Raw genomic sequence first — 20,753 nt, 5'->3', positions numbered from 1 at the left:
TTTAATAGACACTGCAGGAGGAAAACATGACAATTAAGCTAGTAGCAATCGACATCGACGGAACATTACTGGATTCCAACAGAAATATCACTGCCCGGGTAAAAGAAGCTGTGCAAAAGGCCAACAAACAGGGTGTATTTATTGTATTATGTACCGGCAGACCGTTGCCGGGTGTGAAAAGCCTGTTGGAGGAGCTGAATCTTTATCGGGACAATGATTATGTGATTACCTATAACGGCTCTTTGGTGCAGGCAACAAAATCCAAAGAAGTGATTTCAAAATATACGCTGTCCTACACTGATTTCCTTGAAATTGAGCTGGAAGCCAGAAAGGTCGGCAGCCATTTACACATGAGTGATGAGCAGAACATTTATACTTTTAATCGTGATATTGGCAAATATACAGTTCATGAAGCTTATCTGGTGGATATGCCGCTGAAATATCGTTCAGTGGAAGAAATCACGCCAGATATTAACGTGATTAAAATGATGATGATCGATGAACCTAAGATTTTAGATCATTCTATCAGTCAGCTGCCGAGCAGCTTAAAGGAGAAATACACAACTGTTAAAAGTACAGAATTTTACTATGAGATTTTAAATAAAGAAGCCAGCAAAGGAAATGCCCTTGAAAAACTGGCTGCTCATTTAAATATTCCGATTGAAGAAACCATGGCGATTGGTGACAATGAAAATGATTTGTCCATGATTGAAAAAGCAGGTATTGGCGTAGCTATGGGCAATGCAACTGAAAATGTTAAAAATGCTGCGGATGTGCATACTTCTTCAAATGATGAAGATGGTGTGGCTGAAGTTTTATTTAAATATTTGAACTGACTTTTTAATTCAAGAAAAGAAAGTTGTGACAAAGCTTGCTCCTGCGATTACTCGTCGCATGGAGCAGCTTTGTCACAACTTCCTCTTTAAAAAAGCAGCAGTACTGTTATTCATAATGAACATTCAAACTCAATATTTTGAATATAGAAAAAAGCTCTGATTTATCTGTTTCTCTTCTAAAAAAATCCTCATACTTTATACTGTTTAAAATCTGAAAATTTTGCAGCTTTTTTCCTGCCTATTTACAAAAGCTGAATCACGACTTTATAAGCTGTTTTGCCATTTGCGGACTGCCCATTTATGACTTCCTCTTTTCAAAAGTTCAATCCCCTCATCAATCATCACCCATTGAATACCATTACATTTCTCAAGAGGCTCACTGACTTGTGTCCATTCCGAAGCAATAAAAAAATAGCCAGGATTATGATAATCTGTCTCTCTATGACGTGAATGAAAATATTCATCTGCCTGTCCCAGGTACGCACCAATGACTACTTCAATACCCAATTCTTCCAGCATTTCCCGATCAATTGCCTGTTCCTTTGTTTCCCCCTTTTCTATTTCTCCACCAGGCAGAAAGTATGCCCCGTTTGGTGCTTGAATTAATACCATCTCCTGCTGATTATTTCTTGTTACAACAATATACGCACCCAACCTTTTTTTATAATCCCTCTGGTTTGATTTTTCTCCAAAAGTGGGAATTTCCATAAAAGCAACTCCTTGAATTTTTTGACCTCAGCTGATTGACTAAATAGATGAACCAACTGACTTCACATAATTATTCTGATTCTCATTCCTTCGCCATCTAGTTCATCCAGAACTTTCGAAAGCCTGTTAATCCTTTTAATTCTACATTAGAAATTTTTAATGAACAAGCAAAAACTTATCTTTTTATACGCTCTGTGCTAGTATTAAAAAGGAAACACTATTTATTTGATATTTTTAATTTGAAAGGATGATTCACAGATGAAAATGGCACACACTTGCGTCCGTGTAAAAGATTTGGAAGCTTCTCTGGAATTTTATCAGAAGGCATTTGGTTTTGAAGAAAGCCGCAGACGGGATTTTCCTGAAAATAAATTCACCTTAGTCTATTTAACTCTTCCAGGAGATGAATATGAGCTTGAACTAACCTATAATTATGATCATGAAGCATATGATCTTGGAAACGGCTATGGTCATATTGCAATCAGCACAGATGATATTGAAGCTCTTCACAGCAAACATAAAGATGCTGAATTTAATGTAACAGACATGAAAGGACTTCCTGGAACACCGCCTTCTTACTACTTCATAACAGATCCAGATGGTTACAAAGTAGAAGTAATTCGTACAAAATATTAAAATTGAACAGCGGAGAAAATATAACAGTCTTTCTCTTATGGATTATTCTGAAAAGGAATCCGGGATGCTTCTTCAGATCTGGATTCTTTTTTTCAATACGTTAAAACACTTTAATAGCCTTTCCTGCTAAAAGTGATAAAATAGAAAAAGAAATTTTAAACTGGTTTACTTGAAGTAAACATACAGTTGAACACCAAAGGAAGCTGATGTTAATCTTTATATCTTGTTTCCGCATAACTATGACCTGTCTGAAAACTATCGAGAATCAAACAAGGTCCTTCAATTCTTAATGGCTTTGCCGTTTAGAAATTGATGAGATCGAAACGAAGTGTAGTGTAGTGTAGTGAAACTCATAGATACAAAAATTTTCTATAGTAAACATTCATTTAGCAGAATGATATGATTCGTCCCTCCAGAAATAAAAAAAGAAAATTTTCAGCTAACTATTCCCAAATTGCCTATGCTATTTCGTCAAAAACAGGAGCTTCAATTAGTTATTTGTTGAAAGCTGATAATAACCCCCTATTTTCCTAAGTAATTTATTAAAGTATTAGCTTCTGGGGGATGAATCATGGTAACAATATGACAAGTTAAAGAATATAGTAACATTTCTTCTTTAAACAGAACTAGCCTATATTTATTTTTTCGAAAAGACTCGCCACTAAAGTTTTCAGACAGAAACTACGTTACAGTCAGAAAAATAAAAGAATAAAGGAGACAAGTTATGGTCAAACCTATTATCGGCATCGCCGGAAATCAATTAATTCATCCTACAGAATTCTTTCATGGCAATCAGGTTTCATATACTCCGCAGGGCTTTGTGAATGGCATACAGAAAACTGGGGGAATCCCCTTCATTTTGCCTATTGGAGCTTCAGCTTTGGCTAAAACGTATATTAATCAAATAGACAAGCTGCTTTTAGCAGGCGGACAGGATGTATCACCTGATCTTTATGGTGAAGAGCCTCAACCAAAACTGGAAGAAACTAATAGGAATCGTGATATTTTCGAACTGGCACTGATCACTGAAGCAATGAAACAGAAAAAACCAATTTTTGCAGTATGTCGCGGGATGCAATTATTGAACGTGGCTTTAAAAGGAACTTTGTATCAGGATCTTTCTGAATACAAAGACTGGAAGGTTAAACATGTTCAACAGCCAACAACACCTGAATTTGCCACACATTCTATTGTTACAGAAAAAGGCAGTATTTTGCAGAATATCCTAGGAGAAAAGAAACGGGTAAATTCCTATCATCATCAGGCTGTTCGCGATCTGTCGCCTGAACTTATTCCCACTGCCTACTCGACAGACGGAATTATTGAAGGAGTAGAAGCCAAAAATCCGGAACAGCGTCTTCTTGCTGTACAATGGCATCCCGAATTAAATTTTGACAAAGATGAAAGAGAATGTGCATTATTCGATTACTTTGTTAATCAGCTATAACATCAAAACAAAAACGACAGTCCCAAGTAATTTTTTCAGGCTGTCGTCTTTCTTTGTATATTATTGCTTGTAATACCCGTTGAGGTCATTTCAATAATTTATGGTAAATCTGGAATAGACATTCTTGCCAATTTCTAGATTAAAAATTGAAGTTATCAGGGTCAGCACCTAGACGTTCATTCATATCCAAGTCATCAATTACTTTTAAATCTTCCTGACTAAGTTCGAAATCAAACACATCAAAGTTTTCTCTGATTCGTTCTTCATGAACAGATTTAGGAATAACAATAATGTCATTTTGCAGATGCCAGCGAATAATTACCTGAGCAGCTGATTTTCCATATTTCTTACCCATTTCAACTAAAACAGGATTTTCCAAACTTTTTCCTTGTCCCAACGGAGACCATGCTTCAACTGCGATATTTTCTTTTTTTAAATATTCTCTTAGAGGTGCCTGACTAAGTGTAGGGTGAAGTTCAATTTGATCCACCACAGGTCTGACTTTCGCATCTGCCAAAATATCTTCAACATGATGCTTATGAAAATTAGACAACCCTATAGCCTTTGCCCGTCCGCTTTCATAAATCTCCTCCATTGCTCTCCAAGATTCTTTATATTTATCCTTCACCGGCCAATGAATCAGGTACAGATCAACATAGTCCAATCCCAGCTTATTTAAACTTTCGTCAAAAGCTTTCATCGTGGATTCATAGCCCTGATCTTCATTCCACAGTTTGGTTGTCACAAAAATTTCTTCTCTGGGAATACCAGACAATCGTATGCCTTCTCCTACTCCTTCTTCATTCTTATACACAGCTGCCGTATCAATCAATCGATAGCCTGTTTCCAGCGCCCATTTCACAGAGTCAATGACCTCTTGTCCATCCTGAACACGCCAGACACCTAAACCTAAACGAGGAATGACCGATCCATTTGCTAACTTCTTTGTCTTCTCGAACGTCATAATATTACTCCACCTTTCTTTAAATCCAATACTTCTTTCATTATACGCCAAAAACAGACTGATTAAAAAAAAATTTGGTCTATAAAACAAAGAAAATCAGACCTTTTTGATAAGCAGCAGTTGATCAAATTCAGCAGAATAAAGCTGATGGCGAATCTGTATCAAATTTTCGTAAAATCAATTCAAACAAAAAATATAGGGACACCATATACTGTAACCTTCCATTCAAAGTCTTTCTGTATCTGGATCATCTTCCATATGTCTGCTTCAGCTGATCTCCTGTACGAATTTAATCTTGATAAACTCTTTTTCTGTATAGTAATAGCCGCTGGATTCCGCCAGTTCTGGTTCTTTGGATATATAAGATTTTCCCGCAAATTCCTGATCCGAGATTTTCATAGCAAAAACAGCAGTTTGAATTAATTGCCGATAGTATCTGGGAAGCCCGACTCGTGTTTTAGCCATATATCGATGATCTCCGGCAATAATGAGATGGATGCCTGTCTGCTCAGCTGACAACAATATTTTTTTCAGCTCATCTTCTGTCAGGTGAACTGTCTGTTCAAACTTTTCCATCTCTGTAATATAGATTAGCCAAGGTTTCTGCCCGTGACATCCAGCCTGCTCTCTCCTTCTCACTTCACACAACAATTCTTCTTTAAATTCGATAAATTCTGCAGGTTGATCCCTGTACGAATGAACGGATAAATTCTTTCCTGTACTAATCTTTCCGGAATCGATAACAACAGTATTAACTTGACCGGTCAGCAGTTCCACAGACAATAACATTGAACATTTTAATGTCAGAAGTGGTTTGGGCGAGTCACCGATTAATGCAAGATTCAATTGACGATTTAACTCAAAAGTTACAGGTTCAACCTGTTCAAAGTCTAAGCCTAGTGGAAGAAGTCCTTGGCACACCATTTGCTGAACAGCTTTCATTTCTTTAAAGCTGTCAAAGCTGAGAAGCATGGGGACCATAGGAATAGGTTTGGGTCGTTTTCCCATCCAGTAAGTATTCATGGCATTGACTTCCTTTTGAATTGCTTCAATGAGTTTCAATGTGTCTTCTCCTGAAGCAGGCAAAGCTGTTTGGAATAATTCTGGTTCTTCCATTTTGATTAACCCTCTTCCAGGGAGGTCCTCTATCGCAATACTTGTTCTTCCAACAATTGACTTTGCTTCAAAATCATCAATCAGATGTAAGGGGATCTGAACTTTGATATTTCCTGACAACGACATACGCAGCGAATTTTGACGTCCGGCAGAAAGAAGTAGATGAATGCCGACTGCCGCACCTTCACGAGCAGTCTGATTAAGCATCATCTCAAATTCCCCCTCAAAATCCGATCCTTTCACACCTTCAAAATTATCGATTACTATCAAGATAGTCGGCTCAACCTTGCCGCTTGCTGCCTCATATATTTCAAGACTGGCAGCTGTATATTCTTTTAGCAATACTTTTCTTTTTTTTAATTCACCATTGATTCTTTTCATAAACTTGAGGATCTTCTCATTCTCATCACATTCCATTATTTCAGCAACATGAGGAAGGTTTTTCAAAGGCAGCAATCCATTTGTTCCAAAATCCAGAAGATAAAAGGTTAGATGCTCAGGATTATGTGTGCGAGCCAAATCCATAACCACCGTCTGCAGCAAGGTGCTTTTCCCATATCCCGGACTGCTGTAGACAACCATGTGTCCCTCTTCTGTTAGATTAATCTTCAACAATTTCTGCCTTTGTTTTCCAGGTAAATCAACAACACCTAGGACAGGTTCTAATTTTTGCTTTTCAGTTAGCCATAAATGTTTAAAATCTGCGGGATGCAGTTCATTGACTGACAATCTCTTCTTTAGCGGAGGAAGCCATGGTCTTGGAATCTCCTGAATCTTTTTGACCTTAGTAATAGTGCAGATTCCTTCAATAATTATTTCCAGCTGTGTAGGATTTCGATTTATATGTTCAAATTTTTCCAGACCGCTTAAATCTCTGTTCAACAGCTCGTATTGTCCCAGCTCATTGATTCGGTAGATTCTATGGTCATCATCTTGCTGCTTCTTTTTTTCCGGCTGATAACCAGCTCCGCTCCATGCACTTTGAAACAGCTCATAAATTTCATTGTTCCCAACCTGCAAATAAGCCCGACCCGGCTGAACAAGTTCTGATGCATCAGGAGTCTTCAGCATTTCCATACTGTCTGATCGATCCGCAACCTTTAAACAGAGTTTGGCATTGGAATTACTCCATATTTGATCGTTAACTACCCCAGAAGGCTTTTGTGTTGCCAGAATCAAATGAATTCCCAGGGAGCGCCCGATACGTGAGACAGAAATCAGCTCACTCATAAATTCAGGCTGCTCTGACTTTAATTCTGCAAATTCATCACTAATCAAAAACAGATGCGGCAGAGGTTCTAGGACGACACCTCTTTTATAAAGTATCTGATACTGGTTAATGTGATTTACGTCATTCTCTGCAAACAACTTTTGCCGACGTTTTAACTCTGCATTGATAGACATCAAAGCTCTTCTGCTTTGGGAGCCATCCAAATTTGTTATACTTCCAAGCATATGAGGAAGCTTACTGAAAAGATTTGCCAGTCCTCCGCCTTTATAATCAATAAGAAGAAATGCAAGGTCATGCGGATGAAAATTGACTGCTAAACTTAAAATATAGGTCTGCAACAGCTCAGATTTGCCGGACCCAGTTGTTCCAGCAATCAGCCCATGTGGTCCGTGGGCTTTTTCATGAAGATTAAGAAGCAGCTTTTCTTCATTTCCCCGCATTCCTATAGGCACTGACAGTGTTTTATGCGGAGAATGGTTCCTCCAGCGCTCAATTACCCCTAGCTCTTCAAAAGATTTTACACCATACAACTCAAAAAAAGTAACAGTTTCCGGAATCGCTGATTGGATAGTTTGCAGATGATTCAGCGGTGCCAGCAGCCGTGGCAGTTCTTCGAAATCAAATTCTTCCGGAAAATGATCCGGCTTAAATGAAATTTCTTTTAAATCCCCCTCTTCAAGCAGCAAAATTCCTGTATTTTTATCACGAATATCAATAATTGTTTTTATATAATCAGACAGACTGCTTAATTCATTTTTTACATAGACGACACTACAGCTTAGTTTACCGGTTTCCTCATTTAGGATATCCATAATACTATGATCCAGAATTAATTTTTCATCTGTAATTATCAATACATAATGAGGTGTAAATAAGCTAGCAGTTTTATTATTCCCAGTCTGTTCCACCATCTTCTTCCGATCCTTTAACCTGTGATTTAAAGCGTTCATCACCTGATCACAGCTTCTCTGATCGTAAACAAAACCTCTGATATTTGCATCTTGTAATTTGATATGCGGAAGCCAGCGCAACCAGAACCATTGATCCATTTCTGTTTCAGAAAAAACGATAATAAACTGTAAATCATGATAGCTGTGAAAAAAAGACAGCTGCAGTATCAGCAGATGCAGCTGCTCCAATACCAGTTCTCGTTGACCAATGTACCCCACAGAGGCTTTCACTAAATTAGATAAAATCGGCATTTTTTCGAGCTTAAGATTCTTCGAATAAAGCTCATAAGCCTGACGTTCAAGAGCATCTGTTTCCCCCTGACGCTCTTTGTTAGCATAGGTAAGTTTGACCGTACTGCTTATCTTGCCCAAGCCCAGACGATAAAACAAAAAATCATAATGTCCGGGTATCTTTTCATAAATTCGGGCGTTATATGACCGCCCCATTTTCAGCAGTTCTATTATATCTGGAAAATGATAAAGCTGTCCCAGTTTCTGTTTCTCATTCAATTGATACAGTGTAATAGCTTTATCGGTCAAGTAGCGACTGTACCCTTCATCGCGTTTTTCCATGTCTTTTTTATACTCTCTTCTGTTTTTAAAATAGCTGTGAATTGAAAATCCAACAGTCATCAAGGTGGTAATGCCGCTTGCCATCATGAAGAATACATTTGAACGGAAAAATGCCATAACTCCGGTTACTGCAAGCATAGTTATCGGTGGAAGGATTGTTTTAATCAGCTGGTCATTTGGAGCCTTTAGAGGAGCACTCGGAGAATTTATTGTTATTTCCTCTTTCTGTCCGCGATAAATAATTCTCGGCGAACGATGAAAATCAGGATACTCTGTATATTCTTCATAACGGGAAATATCAATTTCACATAGTTCAGTGTCAATCACAGTCCCAAAAGTTGCATGTATCTCCCGGTGAAAGATTTTTAATGTATGGATGCCAAAAGATATTTCATCTCCTTTTTTCAAAAGATATTCACTCTTTATCATATATTGATTATTCAACATACCTGATCCGCTTATCAGAATCAGCTGCCACTTGGCGTTTATTTTCTTGAGAAGGGCGGAAAAATCATGATCAGTAATAGTTAATCCGACATTCTTTTGATTACTGATCAATAGCTCTTTTTTATCAAGTAAATCAAAAATCTGTATTTTTTTTGCAGGAGTAACAATCAGTGTAAGCTTTTGTTCTGCAGTCACAGAAAAGGTATAGAAAACATTGACTTCTATTACCTGTTCTGTAAAATTATGTGACAGCTGCCAGCCATTTTTATAACAAAGAAAAAAGCTGTTTTCTTTCGGTAATGGAAGATGAAGGGTTGCTGCAGCCTCTTCTGAAAAGTAGTAGGTTTGTGTTTTATCTAAAAATAACTGATAACGAAACTCGCCATAATATAAAATTATCTGCCATTTACTTATTTATTTCTCCACCTCCTCAGAAAAACTTTCTACTGCTTCATCCATCATTTTGCTGCGCTTTTCTTGATAGCGGACGTAATCTTCCTCCAGCTCCATCATAAATACCTCCTTTTCTGTTCCTTTCAGACTTCCGTCATTTCGCACCTGTTCCATTTTTTGAATAATACTAAATAGAATTAAATCTGAATCTTCAAGTTTTTTTGCAATATCCAGAGCTTCATCATAATTCCCCCGACCATTTTCAATCCAGTAGTTTAGATAATCTTCCTCTGAACGCAAGGTAATATTGTTTAAAATAACAGCTCGTTGTTTTTCCTGCAAAATTTCTCCCTGAATAAAACTGTATGCAAGTTCATACTTTTGTGTAAACGGCATTTTTTCTATTTGTTCATTTTTAAGAGTAGTGATTACTTCTTCATAATTTCCTTTCAAAAATGCAGTATCTGCCTCTTGCATCCGATATAGAAACGGAATGTAAAAAAAGCTGCCATAGATAAGCGGACCCAACATAACCACAGACAGTATGGACATACATAATGCCATCCGTTTCATCCACATAAATTTTACTTTGCTGACTTTACACATCGTTCTTTCTGAATATGCTGTGGTCTGGAGATAAGTATCCATTAAATAGGCTCTGATTTCCTCTATACTTTCCAATTGAATAATTGTCTGAATAAAAGAATTTCCATTCTTTATTTCCAGCTGTCCTTCATAAAGAGTTGAAAAATTCTGATTTTTTTCAAACAATTCAAGGATCAGGCATTTATACTGACGCAGCAGCTTCTTCTTATTGATGATAAAAGGCGGCATCTTTTCCCTTAGTCCTCTGTATGCTAGTGAGGGAATCAGATTATGATTGAATAAAAGATTGTCCGGATGCAAAAAAAATGTCAGAGGCAAATCGAGCAGTTCCTCTATCGAAGCAGTATTAACCATTGCTCTTAACTTATCTTCATGTGAATGTTTCTTTAAATCCTCAAAATTTAAGTATTCATACGGAAGAGTATAAATTTCTATAACAGCTTCTTCTTTCTGATGACAGTTCATAGGTAAAAGCAGAGGATGAGAAATTTCCAGTAAAGTCAGTTTTTGACGGGATTGTATTCGAACATCTGATTTCTGTATACTTAGCAGCCATTTACTTTTTGTTTTAGCAAATCTAAAACTGTGATTTTCAAAAGTAATCATACATTTCTTAGTCATTTCTTTCATATGCTTCATTCTCCAATATTTCAATCCTGTCACCATCAGTTAAAGAGTAATCTTTCAGCCTGTCTTCTTCTCCCAAAAGAATACCTTTATTTAAAACCTTGAGCTGATATTTTTTTAATAAAATATCTTTATTAAATATCTCGTTCACCTCCCTGATTAGAGAATAAACACTGCTGGTAACAGGAATTCGCAAATCCACACCTGCTTTTTCATTATTTGAATATGAAAGTGTGATATTTATATGTTCGTTGCTGATATTCACACTAACCTCCTCTTTTTTTAGCATAAAATAAGAATACCCCTGTAATTCCTCCAAGATTAACTGCTATAAATATCGCAGGGAGAACGAAAGTGGCAGAAAACAAGTCTGACGAACCTTTTTCTGAATATGCCCTTAGTTTTAGTTGCTCATTCCCAGTAAATAACAGTTCTAAATCAGGTGTTTCAACAGCTATTAACTCTTTTAAAAATAATTGTGCTTTTTCCTGCCGCATCTCCCTGTCAGCCATCTCTTTTCTCTGTCTAAGCTCGTCCATTGTTTCCAGTACAAATAAGTCTTCTTGAATGATATTGCTTTGTTTTTTACTCTTATTTGTATGGTTTTCCGTTAAACGTTCCCCTCTTATATTCAAACTGTTTTCCTGAAACCCTTCTTTGGCCTGCCCGATAGACATTTCAAAAAACATACAACCCAAAATACCGACACAAACAGCCGCTTTCTTCATCCTATTTCTTCTTTCAAATTTTTTTGCGGTTTCCAAATAAAAATATTGAATAGGACCAGTTCTAAAAGAACCACCCCATAGATGAATAACTTTGCACTATCCAATAGTTTCTCTGATAAAACGTCATTTAGAACTGCCTGACCATTCTCAAGAGGACTTATTCGCTGTAATACATCCAACATCCAGTTAGAACCAGCCTCATTGCCAAACGAGCTGACAGAAAATATATAACTGACAAATATAAAGAGACTTACAGCAAAGCCTGCAAGGTGAAGTTGTTTTAATAAGTAATGATTTATCAAAGTAAAGAGTGTCAAAAAAATTAGCAGCACTACTCCCCAAATAAATTGAAAATCTTTTGGAATTTGAAGTTCACTGATACTCAGTGCTGTCAAAATGATTCCCAAAATAAGACAGCTCACACAAAGCAACAGGGTATCTACTATGTTTTGACCAATCCATTTTTGCTTCGAATAAAATACCTTAAGTCTCTGAACTGGCGGCTGAAATACAAAAACAAAGGATAGAAACAAACTTACTGTAAACATGATTAAAACCCATGCAAAAGATTGATTAGTCAAGCTTGTTTGAACAGCTGTCTCTAAATTTCCGAACACCGGATCTGATATAAATTCCAACAGCGTATTGTTAGGCATTCCCTCCTGATAAACATTGTTTAATACATCCGTAAACTCTTCAAAAAAATCACGGTTGCCAGCAAATGCTCCCGACATCTCCTGTTTAAACTTTTCTGCATTGGCAGAAAGATTCATACTGTTTTTCTGAGCCTCCTGAATCTCTCTGTTAAACAAATCAAAAGCTCCTTCTATTTCTGAAGTCTCCTGAATGATCTTTTGAGAGGCTTCTCTCACTTCTTCGGACTTCGTGAGAAGCTTCATAAAGGAATCGTCAATTGCTGGAATACTGGAATTTGTTTGTTCATTGACTACATCCGCCGGTCCCTTTTCCCCCATAGCAGTTTGTGTCATTTTCTGCCAATCACTTAGTTTTTGCAGCTGTCTGCCGACCATTGTATTCAAGTTCTCAGTATTTTTCTGTATTTCTTCCAACATAATTTGTAGGTCACTGCTTTTCTCTGCCATTGAATCAGCTATTCTCAGAAGCTCATGCAGATTCTGATTCTGTTTATCAAAATCACCGCCATTACTTGCAAATAATTCATCTATAACTATATTGAAAAAAACTGTTAAGTCCATATTTAAATATGATTGCTCATTTAAAAACGACTCAGTTTCAAAGGCAGTAAGTTCATCTACAACCTGTTCATACAGTTCTTTTATCTTTCCAGCCTGCTCTGAATAAGCATTCGCTATTTTCTGGAAATCCTCAGTCAAGAATAAAGAAACATCTACTGGAAGCGCCCATTCCAGAATCCTGTCAATTTGATCGATATTCGGATTCGGAACAATAATTTCTTTACCAGACTCCTGTTCAGTTGGTTTAGCTGCTTTTAAAGTAGGAGAATCGGTGTCAGCTTCTTCATTTGGTGATGGGCTCACTCCCAGCTCTTTCTCGTTCATCTCTTCTGTCATCTGAGAAACGCTTATCAAAAAATTATTGGTAACTGCCAGATTCTCTCCTTCTCCTTTTAATCGATAAGTAATTGTATAGATTCGTTTATCAGAAAATTCATCAACTTCATAGATATATCTATCTCCAGATACATAAACAAGCGTACTTCCTTCTCCATTCATTGAGAGCGATTTAAAATCTACACATTCAGGAACAGTTAGTTGTAACAGTGCCCTTCGCTTATTATTTTCCCAATGAATGTTAAATGAAGCTGTTCTGCTGCAAAGCTTCTCCTTTTCTTCAGCTAGTAAATAGTATGCAGATTCAAAATTTTTATAATAACTGTCAGGTTCTTTCAAAACTGTTGAATTGTTAGTGCTCCAGTCTAATAAGGGCAGCTCTATTCCAGTACTTTCAACAGCTGATATTCCCTCTCCCTTATTATATTCATCTATTCGCAAATTGATATGATTAACCTGTTCTTGGATTGCAGTTAAAAAGCTGTCAATTTCATCGAGCAAACACTTTTCTTGCTCCTCTGATTTTCCATACAGCCTATCGTTAGATCGAAATATCTTTAGAAATTCTGAATGATCAGCAGTGTTCCTTATCGGCAATGAATTCAACCTTTCCTGCAGCTTTTCAATTTGCCTTCTGTTTACTTTTACAGCTTGATTAAGAAAAGAATCCGTTTCTATACTTTCTGATCCTGAATCAATTTTACGTTTTTTGGTTATTACATCTCCTAATGTAATTTTCTGACCGTTTTCCATCTGTTCTGCTTCATCATATCCAAAGATTCGGTAAAACTGTTTTTTATTCTGGTTAAAAAAATCAGTACGAAGCCTGATCAATTGTTCAATCTGATCTTGAATAAGCTGCCTGGATTCTGATAAATTGAAACTTAATGCTTTTGCCTGATAAAAATACTGATCTTCTTTTGCTGAGAAAAACAAGTCAGAAAAAAAATTACTCGATTTATTGATTGCGGAAAATAGTTCCGTTGTTTCCTGACTCAAAAGAGTATTATCCAAAGAAATCAATGACTGAACAAGATCTTCATAAGTCAATTTTCCTTCAGATCGCATAGCCAAAAGTTTTTCTAATTCTGTTTCGAACCCACTAAAATTATCCTCAGAAAAAACAACCGTTTCTTTTAAATGAGTAAAATGATCCTTTACCATTTGGTTTGCCTGCTGTGTCTCCTCAATCTGAGTAGAAATTTGTGGAAAAGACTCTTTAAGATGAGCTGCCGGCAGATACATGTTTTTTTTGAATCCCTCTTCCAGATCTTGTTCACTGCCATACACTTTCTCAATATTCTTTTGAGCTGTATATAAGTTATCAATAATACTGACTACATACATATCTACTAATTGCTTGCTTAATTCATTTACAATCTGCTGTCCAATTCGTTTTGATTCATTCTCAAACGTACTGTTCCCGTCCCCATTGACTTTATAATTCAGCCGTAGTTTTTCCGGTGAAGGATTATCCAAATCAAGCAGCTTCTCAGAGAAATTACTTGGGATAATAATCAGTAGATGATAAGAACCGTTCTTCAGTCCGTTCTCGCCAGTTCCTCTTGCGACAGTATACCAATCATGTGTTGTCTCTTTTTCAACTTTTTTTACATAGTCCGATCCAAGCTGATACAACTTATTGTTGCTTGTTACTCCCTGATCTTCGTTCACTAAGGCAATATTTAGCCGTACAGTCTCCTTTTCATTATTTGATGAAACAGTACTGAACTTTTTATTTATAAACAGCAGCAGTATGAGAAGAACAAGCAATATCCAAACAGCTTTTAATATGTAAATAAGTTTCTTTCTATTCATCATCACTCCTGCTCCTTTGTCATTGCTCTCTTTTTCAGCAAGCTGATTTATAGTTTAAACACTAAAGTAATTCACCTTCCAAATTGTATTTACTCATCGCTGTCATCTGCTATTGAAATCCATGCATGCCTTTAAGCTGCCGATCGGTTTCTTCATAAACATTGGCGGTCTTTTTCAATCTGCTGTCAATTTCATCCAAAAGCTCCGAAAACTGCTGGACTTTGGGTGTCAGTTCAATAAACTGTCCATCAAACTGTTGCGCTGCTTCCCCTCTCCATTCATTCATCGTCTCACGATGCGCTGAAGTCAAGTGATCTAAAATCCCTCTGATTTCTTCTGCCTTTGTTCCATAAACTCCGGATAATTCTTCTAAACGCTGATAATTTACCGTTAAATCTGCCACATTCATTCCTCCAATTTTTTAGTTTAAATGCTTCATGCCTTTCACCTTTCAATTCATCTTTAAAAACGGCACGCTCAAAAGTAATATACGCAATTTTTGTAAAAATTATTGAACCACAAAATTTTTTTATATTTATAGACACAAAGAAAATCGACGTACCCTTTTAATAGAATACGCCGATTAAGTATTTTCTTTTTTATTTTTTGTCAGGCTTTTTGAATCCAGCCTTCCGGAGCCTCGATTTTGCCAAACTGAATTCCTGTCAGTTCATCATACAATTTTTGCGTAACAGGACCTACTTCTGTTTCGCTGTAAAAAACATGGAACGAATCACCATTTTGAATGCCTCCGATCGGAGAGATAGCTGCTGCAGTTCCACAAGCACCTGCTTCTGAAAACTGATCCAGCCCATCCAGATAAACATCCCCTTCAACAACTTCCATCCCCAAATGATGTTCAGCTAAATATAAAAGTGAGTACTTCGTAATACTTGGCAGAATAGACGGGGATATCGGTGTAACAAAACGATTATCCTTTGTAATTCCAAAGAAATTGGCAGAACCAACCTCTTCTATTTTTGTATGTGTTGCCGGATCCAGATAGATGCAATCCGAAAAATGTCTGTCATGAGCTGCTTTTCCAGGATACAAACTGGCTGCATAATTTCCACCGACTTTCACAGCTCCTGTTCCATGCGGTGCTGCCCGATCACTGTCAGATACAATAAAGTTTGTAGGCGTCAGACCGCCCTTGAAATAGGCACCAACCGGCATGCAAAAAACTGTAAACAGATATTCTGGGGCTGGACTGACACCAATCCCTTCTCCAACCCCTATAAGCAAAGGTCGAATATATAAAGTAGCGCCCGAACCATATGGCGGTACGAAGTCTCTATTTGCATTCACTACCTCTTTAACTGCATTTACAAACTTTTCCTCCGGAACCTGAGGCATCAATAGACGTTCAGCACTGCGGTTCATTCGTTTTGCATTTTCTTCCACCCGAAACAAATTAACTGAACCATCTTCACAGCCATATGCTTTCAATCCTTCAAAACATTGCTGTCCATAATGAAGAGAAGCTGAACCCTCGTGTATATGCAGCGTATTATCCTCTGTTAACAGCCCATCATCCCATTTTCCATCTTTCCATTTAGAAAGATAACGAAATGGTGTTTTGATATATTTAAACCCTAAATTTTCCCAATCGATCATCCTGTGTTCCCCTTCCATTTTCAGAATATTGTATCATATTATCCTCTGAATTGTTAGATTTTTCTCATAATTCACTTTCAAAATCATAAAAAGGAAATTTTAACAGAATATTTCAGTCGAGGTTCAGATCAGATTGCTGTTCAACACTGGAAACTGATTTTATACCAAGATTCTTTCTGATAAGAAACCTGATGATTTTCTTTTTTTGAAAAATAATAAAGCAGACTGTACTGGAATGATTTCCCTTTTTTAGGTAAAATAGAAGAAATGCTTTATAAAGGTGGTTCATTATGTTTCTCTTGCAGCAGTCAACATCAAGTATTGAAAGTACAGTAGATTCCTCTTCAGTTACTTTGACAGAAGAAACAGTGAAAAAAGTCAGTGCGCTTCAACGCTACTGGCAGTCAATCAACTGGGATCAGATTACCGCAGTACTTATTGAAAAGACTATCTATCTTTTATTTCTTATATTGTTATTTGTTTTAATCAATAAAATTGGAAAAGTGCTGATCAATCATTTATATAAAAATCAGATTTCCAAAAAACAGTCACTCAGCAACAGCAGAGTAAACACGCTTCATCTGCTTACCAGTAATGCTTTTCAATACACTCTGTTTTTTTTCTTTCTATACTCCGTATTAAGTGTTTTGGGGGTTCCTATTGGCTCGCTGCTTGCAGGAGCAGGGATTGCGGGGGTTGCCATTGGTCTTGGTGCTCAGGGCTTCATGAACGATATCATTACAGGCTTCTTTATTATTCTGGAGCAGCAGATGGATGTAGGTGACTATATACGTTTGCTCAGTCTTGATATTGAAGGAACAGTCACCTCAATCGGACTGCGAACAACACAGCTGAAATCACTTGATGGAACCGTTCATTTTATCCCTAATCGAAATATTACCACGATCAGCAATCTGTCTCGTTCCAACATTCAGGTCGTCATAGACATCCGAATAGTGCCGGAGGAAGGTATTGAAAAGATTCAGGAGCTGATTTCCGGGGTGAACGAACGTCTGGCAGAAAAGCATGATGAAGACATCCAAAACGGCCCTACTCTTTTCGGCATGGTCGATTTAGGCAATGGTAATTTCGCAATTCGTACCACGATGTATGTCTTAAACGGAAAACAATCTGGAATCAGGGAAGAATTTCTGGCGCAGTATGTTTCAGCACTTTCAACCGAAGGATTCACTATTCCAAATACACCCATTAATATGCAATAAAGTAAAAGAAGATCGGGACAAAAGCGATCAGCTCTGAGAATTAAGAAGGAATATCCGAAAATTGTCAAGGAACTCTATTCATAGAATGAATAGCTGTGAATTGATACCTTCCTGGAGCTCCTCATATTTTCAGGATAGTTCGGCTTAATTCCGAAGGAGTTGCTCCTGCGGTTACTCGTCGCATGAAGACCTTTGCTCCTGCGGTTACTCGTCGCATGAAGACCTTTGCTCCTGCGGTTACTCGTCGCAAAAAGAATTTTTGCTTTTGTACCGCCGTTTATTCGGGTGTAGATATGAAGAGAGTTTGGAACTTTATTTCTGTCCCAAACTCGTTTTTTTATTTCTTCAAATCCAAAGACTGCAGAAAATCACCTACATGCTCTACTGCAAAAGTCAGGGCGTCTTCATTTGGATTAAATTTTTCAGAATGCAACCCAAATGGGCTTTCAACTCCAAGCCAAAACATAGTTCCCGGAACTTTGGAAAGCAAATAACCAAAATCCTCACCTGTCATTGCTGCCGGTGCGTTTTCAAAAGCAACACCTTGCTTATTTTTCATAAATTCAATGAACTGCTCTGTTATATTCTGGTCATTGACAACAGGCACATAGCCTTTCTGATCCAAAGTCACCTCCACTTCACAGTTAAATGACTGGCCGATTCCTTGTGCAAGTTCGCGGATTCTCCTTTGTGTCAGCTGGTTGCTCGCTTCTGATAAAGTCCGAATCGTCCCTGAAATTTTTGCTTCACCTGTAATCACATTATTTGTTGTGCCTGCATTAAATGTACCAAATGTGATTACTCCACCATCTACAGGATTAACATTTCTGCTGATAATTGTCTGTGCCTGCTGAATAAAGCTGGTGGCAGCAATAATCATATCATTTGATTCATGAGGAAATGCAGCATGACCACCCTTTCCTTTAAAATGAACACGAACTTCACAGGTAGCCGCAAATAATGTGCCTTTTCTAGTTGTAATTTTTCCCACTGGTAAATCCGGATTTACATGCAGGGCATAAAATTCATCCGGCAGCCAGTCGCCAAATGCCCCCTGCTCATACATCAGCATTCCTCCAGCTTCATTTTCCTCAGCCGGTTGAAACAGAAAAAGATAATTATTTTTTGGTTGATTGGAACTTATCTTTTCCAGCAGCCCCAAACCAATAGTCATATGAAAATCATGACCGCATGCATGCATTTTCCCTTCATGAGTAGAACGAAAATCTGAATAAACTTCCTCAGTAATGGGAAGTCCGTCAATATCCGCACGCCAGCCTATAGTCTTTTCAGGGTCGCTGCCATAAACAAAAACCAGAATTCCTGTCTGCCAGCTTTTGATTTCAATATATTCCTTTTTTATTCCTTCTATTTCTTCCAGCAGACAACGCTGCGTTTTAACTTCTTCCAGACCAATTTCCGGTATCCGGTGAAGCGCTCTTCTAATTTCACTTAACCTTTCTTGTATCACGGACCAATCTCCTATTCAAAAAAACTTCTATATACAGAAAAGAAAGCATGGAACAAATAAAGTTCACACGCTTGTCTTTGTCCTTTCTTAACCTCTCAGTGTTCGATATACTGTTCTCCTGCTCAAGCTGTAACATTCGGCAACCGCAGACCACAGTTCATCTCTTGACAGATCATCGAAACAATCAAAAAATTTCTCCATCCTCTATAACTGGATTTAAAGATTTCTCAATTCTTTCATTATCGTTGTTTTATCTTTGGTTTTTTCGTCAAAATCCTTGATTTTTATTGCTGGAATTCCTGCAACAACAGTATTCGGTGCCACATCATTTATAACAACTGCTCCGGCAGCAACAACCGCACCTTTACCTACACGAACACCTTCAAGAACTACTGCATTCGCACCAATCATCACATTGTCTTCGATCACAACCGGCTCTGCACTTGGCGGTTCAATCACTCCGGCCAGTACAGTTCCTGCACCAATATGACAATGTTTGCCGATGATTGCTCTTCCACCGAGAATGGCGCCCATATCAATCATCGAACCTTCACCAATCACTGCTCCGATATTGATTATGGCACCCATCATAATAACTGCCTGATTACCTATTTCAACCTGATCACGGATAATTGCACCAGGCTCAATTCTTGCATTTATTTCTTTCGTATCCAATAAAGGAATCGCAGAATTCCGACCATCATTTTCTACAACATAATCATCAATAACTGCCTGATTTTCTTCTAAAAATTTTTTAATATCAGCCCATTCGCCAAATAAAGTTCCCGTTTTACAGTTTGTAAAAGCCTTTATTTCTTCCGGATAAACCACTTCTTTCAGCTTTCCTTTAAGTGTGACTTTCACTGTTGTTTTCTTTTTAGCGCTCCCGATATAATTGATTATTTCATGGGCATCCATTTACACAACTCCCTTCAGTTTCTAACAAACAGCATAACAGAAATAAAAAGAAATGTGAATTTTAAAAAATCAAATTGCCTGATTTTCCTGGTCCTCCTCGACTTTCGGCAGCACAATATTATGCCTTTCCAGTTCGTGTGCCATATGATTAATCGCTTTCAGCAATTCCTTTCTTGTAATAATACCTTTGAAGCACTGGTTATTATCGACAACCGGCAGAAACGGTGAATCCACCAGCAAGTGCAGCACATCTTCCAAATCCCATTCTTCGCCGATTACAGGAACCCCTACTTCCATCACATCAGCGACTGTGAACTCCTGCAGCTTTTCCAAATCAATCGAGGTAAGGTCAAACATTTTATCTACCACATCTGAGAGACTGATCAAGCCGACAAAGCGGTCTCCTTTATCCAATACGGGAATTTTTGAATATCTTACTTGAGATAAAACAAGCAGCGCATGATTTAAAGGGTTCAAACACATAACATTGGCAACATTCTCACCAGGTATCATAAATGTATCTTGTTTCTCTAACAATAATTCTTTAACAGCATTTCCAATCATTGGAGTGCCTCCATTCGTTTTTCACTACATTCTTTATTGTACAAAAAACGACAGGGAATGTCTCTAAATTCGCAGTTTTTTCATAGATCATTTAAAGTTTTTTACAATTCAGTTCGTACTGCCGGATTTTAAAAAGAGAGTGGGGCAGAATAAAGTTCCAAACTCTACTTCGTATCTAGCCTCGAATAATCGGCGGAACAAAAGCAAAAATTCTTTTTGCGACGAGTAACCGCAGGAGCAGCTTCTTCACCGAGTAGGTAACAGGACTTCATCTACTCTGCTAAAGCAATCCTAGTGAAGCCTGTCAACTCTCGTATGTTTCATACA

16 protein-coding genes are annotated in these 20,753 nt (G+C 37.6%); 4 read left to right on the top strand and 12 right to left on the bottom strand.

The window, feature by feature from the left end; all coding sequences use genetic code 11:
- The first annotated feature begins 26 nt into the window (after positions 1-26).
- Entirely contained in the window at positions 27-836 is an 810-nt protein-coding gene (gene yidA, locus LI954_RS04755; protein WP_202068655.1) for a sugar-phosphatase, read from the top strand.
- A 264-nt stretch (positions 837-1,100) separates the two neighbouring features.
- On the opposite strand, the gene LI954_RS04750 is transcribed toward yidA, so the two are convergent.
- Positions 1,101-1,544 carry an NUDIX hydrolase gene (locus tag LI954_RS04750; protein ID WP_202068654.1) on the bottom strand — a complete coding sequence of 148 codons (444 nt, stop codon included), beginning with the start codon at positions 1,542-1,544 and terminating at the stop codon, positions 1,101-1,103.
- Positions 1,545-1,802: 258 nt separating this feature from the next.
- Here LI954_RS04750 and LI954_RS04745 point away from each other — a divergent pair, with 258 nt between their 5' ends.
- Both LI954_RS04745 and LI954_RS04740 read left to right on the top strand, forming a co-directional pair.
- Positions 1,803-2,180, top strand: a complete 378-nt coding sequence (locus LI954_RS04745; RefSeq protein WP_202068653.1) for a VOC family protein — start codon at positions 1,803-1,805, stop codon at positions 2,178-2,180.
- Between the two features lie 724 nt (positions 2,181-2,904).
- Entirely contained in the window at positions 2,905-3,627 is a 723-nt protein-coding gene (locus tag LI954_RS04740) for a gamma-glutamyl-gamma-aminobutyrate hydrolase family protein (protein WP_229443836.1), read from the top strand.
- Positions 3,628-3,766: 139 nt separating this feature from the next.
- On the opposite strand, the gene LI954_RS04735 is transcribed toward LI954_RS04740, so the two are convergent.
- The 8 genes from LI954_RS04735 to LI954_RS04700 form a co-directional block, all read right to left on the bottom strand.
- Complete coding sequence (locus LI954_RS04735) at positions 3,767-4,591, bottom strand: aldo/keto reductase (protein WP_229443835.1); 825 nt, start codon at positions 4,589-4,591, stop codon at positions 3,767-3,769.
- Positions 4,592-4,858: 267 nt separating this feature from the next.
- The gene (essC, locus tag LI954_RS04730; protein WP_229443834.1) at positions 4,859-9,103 is read right to left on the bottom strand and encodes a type VII secretion protein EssC; all 4,245 of its coding nucleotides are present in this window, start codon (positions 9,101-9,103) and stop codon (positions 4,859-4,861) included.
- A gap of 219 nt (positions 9,104-9,322) precedes the next feature.
- Positions 9,323-10,537, bottom strand: coding sequence for a type VII secretion protein EssB (gene essB / locus LI954_RS04725; protein ID WP_229443833.1), 1,215 nt, complete (start codon positions 10,535-10,537; stop codon positions 9,323-9,325).
- On the bottom strand, positions 10,521-10,793 hold the full coding sequence (locus LI954_RS04720) for an EsaB/YukD family protein (RefSeq protein WP_324254748.1): 273 nt from the start codon (positions 10,791-10,793) through the stop codon (positions 10,521-10,523). The genes essB and LI954_RS04720 overlap by 17 nt, the downstream gene beginning before the upstream one ends.
- A gap of 7 nt (positions 10,794-10,800) precedes the next feature.
- The gene (locus LI954_RS04715) at positions 10,801-11,262 is read right to left on the bottom strand and encodes a hypothetical protein (protein WP_229443831.1); all 462 of its coding nucleotides are present in this window, start codon (positions 11,260-11,262) and stop codon (positions 10,801-10,803) included.
- Entirely contained in the window at positions 11,259-14,636 is a 3,378-nt protein-coding gene (esaA, locus tag LI954_RS04710; RefSeq protein ID WP_229443830.1) for a type VII secretion protein EsaA, read from the bottom strand. Before esaA ends, LI954_RS04715 begins: the two co-directional genes overlap by 4 nt.
- A 106-nt stretch (positions 14,637-14,742) precedes the next feature.
- Positions 14,743-15,036 (bottom strand): WXG100 family type VII secretion target, encoded by a 294-nt coding sequence (locus LI954_RS04705; RefSeq protein WP_202068640.1) that lies wholly within the window; start codon positions 15,034-15,036, stop codon positions 14,743-14,745.
- Positions 15,037-15,242: 206 nt separating this feature from the next.
- Positions 15,243-16,268 carry a branched-chain amino acid aminotransferase gene (locus LI954_RS04700; protein WP_324254746.1) on the bottom strand — a complete coding sequence of 342 codons (1,026 nt, stop codon included), beginning with the start codon at positions 16,266-16,268 and terminating at the stop codon, positions 15,243-15,245.
- Positions 16,269-16,540: 272 nt separating this feature from the next.
- Here LI954_RS04700 and LI954_RS04695 point away from each other — a divergent pair, with 272 nt between their 5' ends.
- Positions 16,541-17,473: a mechanosensitive ion channel family protein gene (locus tag LI954_RS04695; protein WP_202068638.1), complete on the top strand. Its 933-nt coding sequence runs from the start codon at positions 16,541-16,543 to the stop codon at positions 17,471-17,473.
- A gap of 337 nt (positions 17,474-17,810) precedes the next feature.
- Here the strand turns inward: LI954_RS04695 and LI954_RS04690 are convergent, their stop codons facing one another.
- The 3 genes from LI954_RS04690 to cbpB all read right to left on the bottom strand — a co-directional run bounded on the left by LI954_RS04690 (position 17,811) and on the right by cbpB (position 20,426).
- Entirely contained in the window at positions 17,811-18,944 is a 1,134-nt protein-coding gene (locus LI954_RS04690; RefSeq protein WP_229443828.1) for an N-acetyldiaminopimelate deacetylase, read from the bottom strand.
- A 216-nt stretch (positions 18,945-19,160) separates the two neighbouring features.
- Entirely contained in the window at positions 19,161-19,862 is a 702-nt protein-coding gene (gene dapD / locus LI954_RS04685; RefSeq protein WP_229443827.1) for a 2,3,4,5-tetrahydropyridine-2,6-dicarboxylate N-acetyltransferase, read from the bottom strand.
- Between the two features lie 69 nt (positions 19,863-19,931).
- The gene (gene cbpB / locus LI954_RS04680; RefSeq protein ID WP_229442799.1) at positions 19,932-20,426 is read right to left on the bottom strand and encodes a cyclic-di-AMP-binding protein CbpB; all 495 of its coding nucleotides are present in this window, start codon (positions 20,424-20,426) and stop codon (positions 19,932-19,934) included.
- Positions 20,427-20,753 lie beyond the last annotated feature (327 nt).

Origin of the sequence: Enterococcus sp. CWB-B31 (genome assembly GCF_020567645.1) — a bacterium.
GTDB lineage: Bacteria > Bacillota > Bacilli > Lactobacillales > Enterococcaceae > Enterococcus_L.
The sequence above is the reverse complement of the archived record's forward strand: the minus strand, read 5'-3'. Positions and strand labels throughout refer to the sequence as shown.

Excerpts from the sequence above, each read along its gene's own strand:
- yidA (WP_202068655.1), top strand. The coding sequence starts at position 27 with ATGACAATTAAGCTAGTAGCAATCGACATCGACGGAACATTACTGGAT.
- LI954_RS04750 (WP_202068654.1), bottom strand. The coding sequence starts at position 1,544 with ATGGAAATTCCCACTTTTGGAGAAAAATCAAACCAGAGGGATTATAAA.
- LI954_RS04745 (WP_202068653.1), top strand. The coding sequence starts at position 1,803 with ATGAAAATGGCACACACTTGCGTCCGTGTAAAAGATTTGGAAGCTTCT.
- LI954_RS04740 (WP_229443836.1), top strand. The coding sequence starts at position 2,905 with ATGGTCAAACCTATTATCGGCATCGCCGGAAATCAATTAATTCATCCT.
- LI954_RS04735 (WP_229443835.1), bottom strand. The coding sequence starts at position 4,591 with ATGACGTTCGAGAAGACAAAGAAGTTAGCAAATGGATCGGTCATTCCT.
- essB (WP_229443833.1), bottom strand. The coding sequence starts at position 10,537 with ATGAAAGAAATGACTAAGAAATGTATGATTACTTTTGAAAATCACAGT.
- LI954_RS04715 (WP_229443831.1), bottom strand. The coding sequence starts at position 11,262 with ATGAAGAAAGCGGCTGTTTGTGTCGGTATTTTGGGTTGTATGTTTTTT.
- esaA (WP_229443830.1), bottom strand. The coding sequence starts at position 14,636 with ATGATGAATAGAAAGAAACTTATTTACATATTAAAAGCTGTTTGGATA.
- LI954_RS04700 (WP_324254746.1), bottom strand. The coding sequence starts at position 16,268 with ATGGAAGGGGAACACAGGATGATCGATTGGGAAAATTTAGGGTTTAAA.
- LI954_RS04695 (WP_202068638.1), top strand. The coding sequence starts at position 16,541 with ATGTTTCTCTTGCAGCAGTCAACATCAAGTATTGAAAGTACAGTAGAT.
- dapD (WP_229443827.1), bottom strand. The coding sequence starts at position 19,862 with ATGGATGCCCATGAAATAATCAATTATATCGGGAGCGCTAAAAAGAAA.
- cbpB (WP_229442799.1), bottom strand. The coding sequence starts at position 20,426 with ATGATTGGAAATGCTGTTAAAGAATTATTGTTAGAGAAACAAGATACA.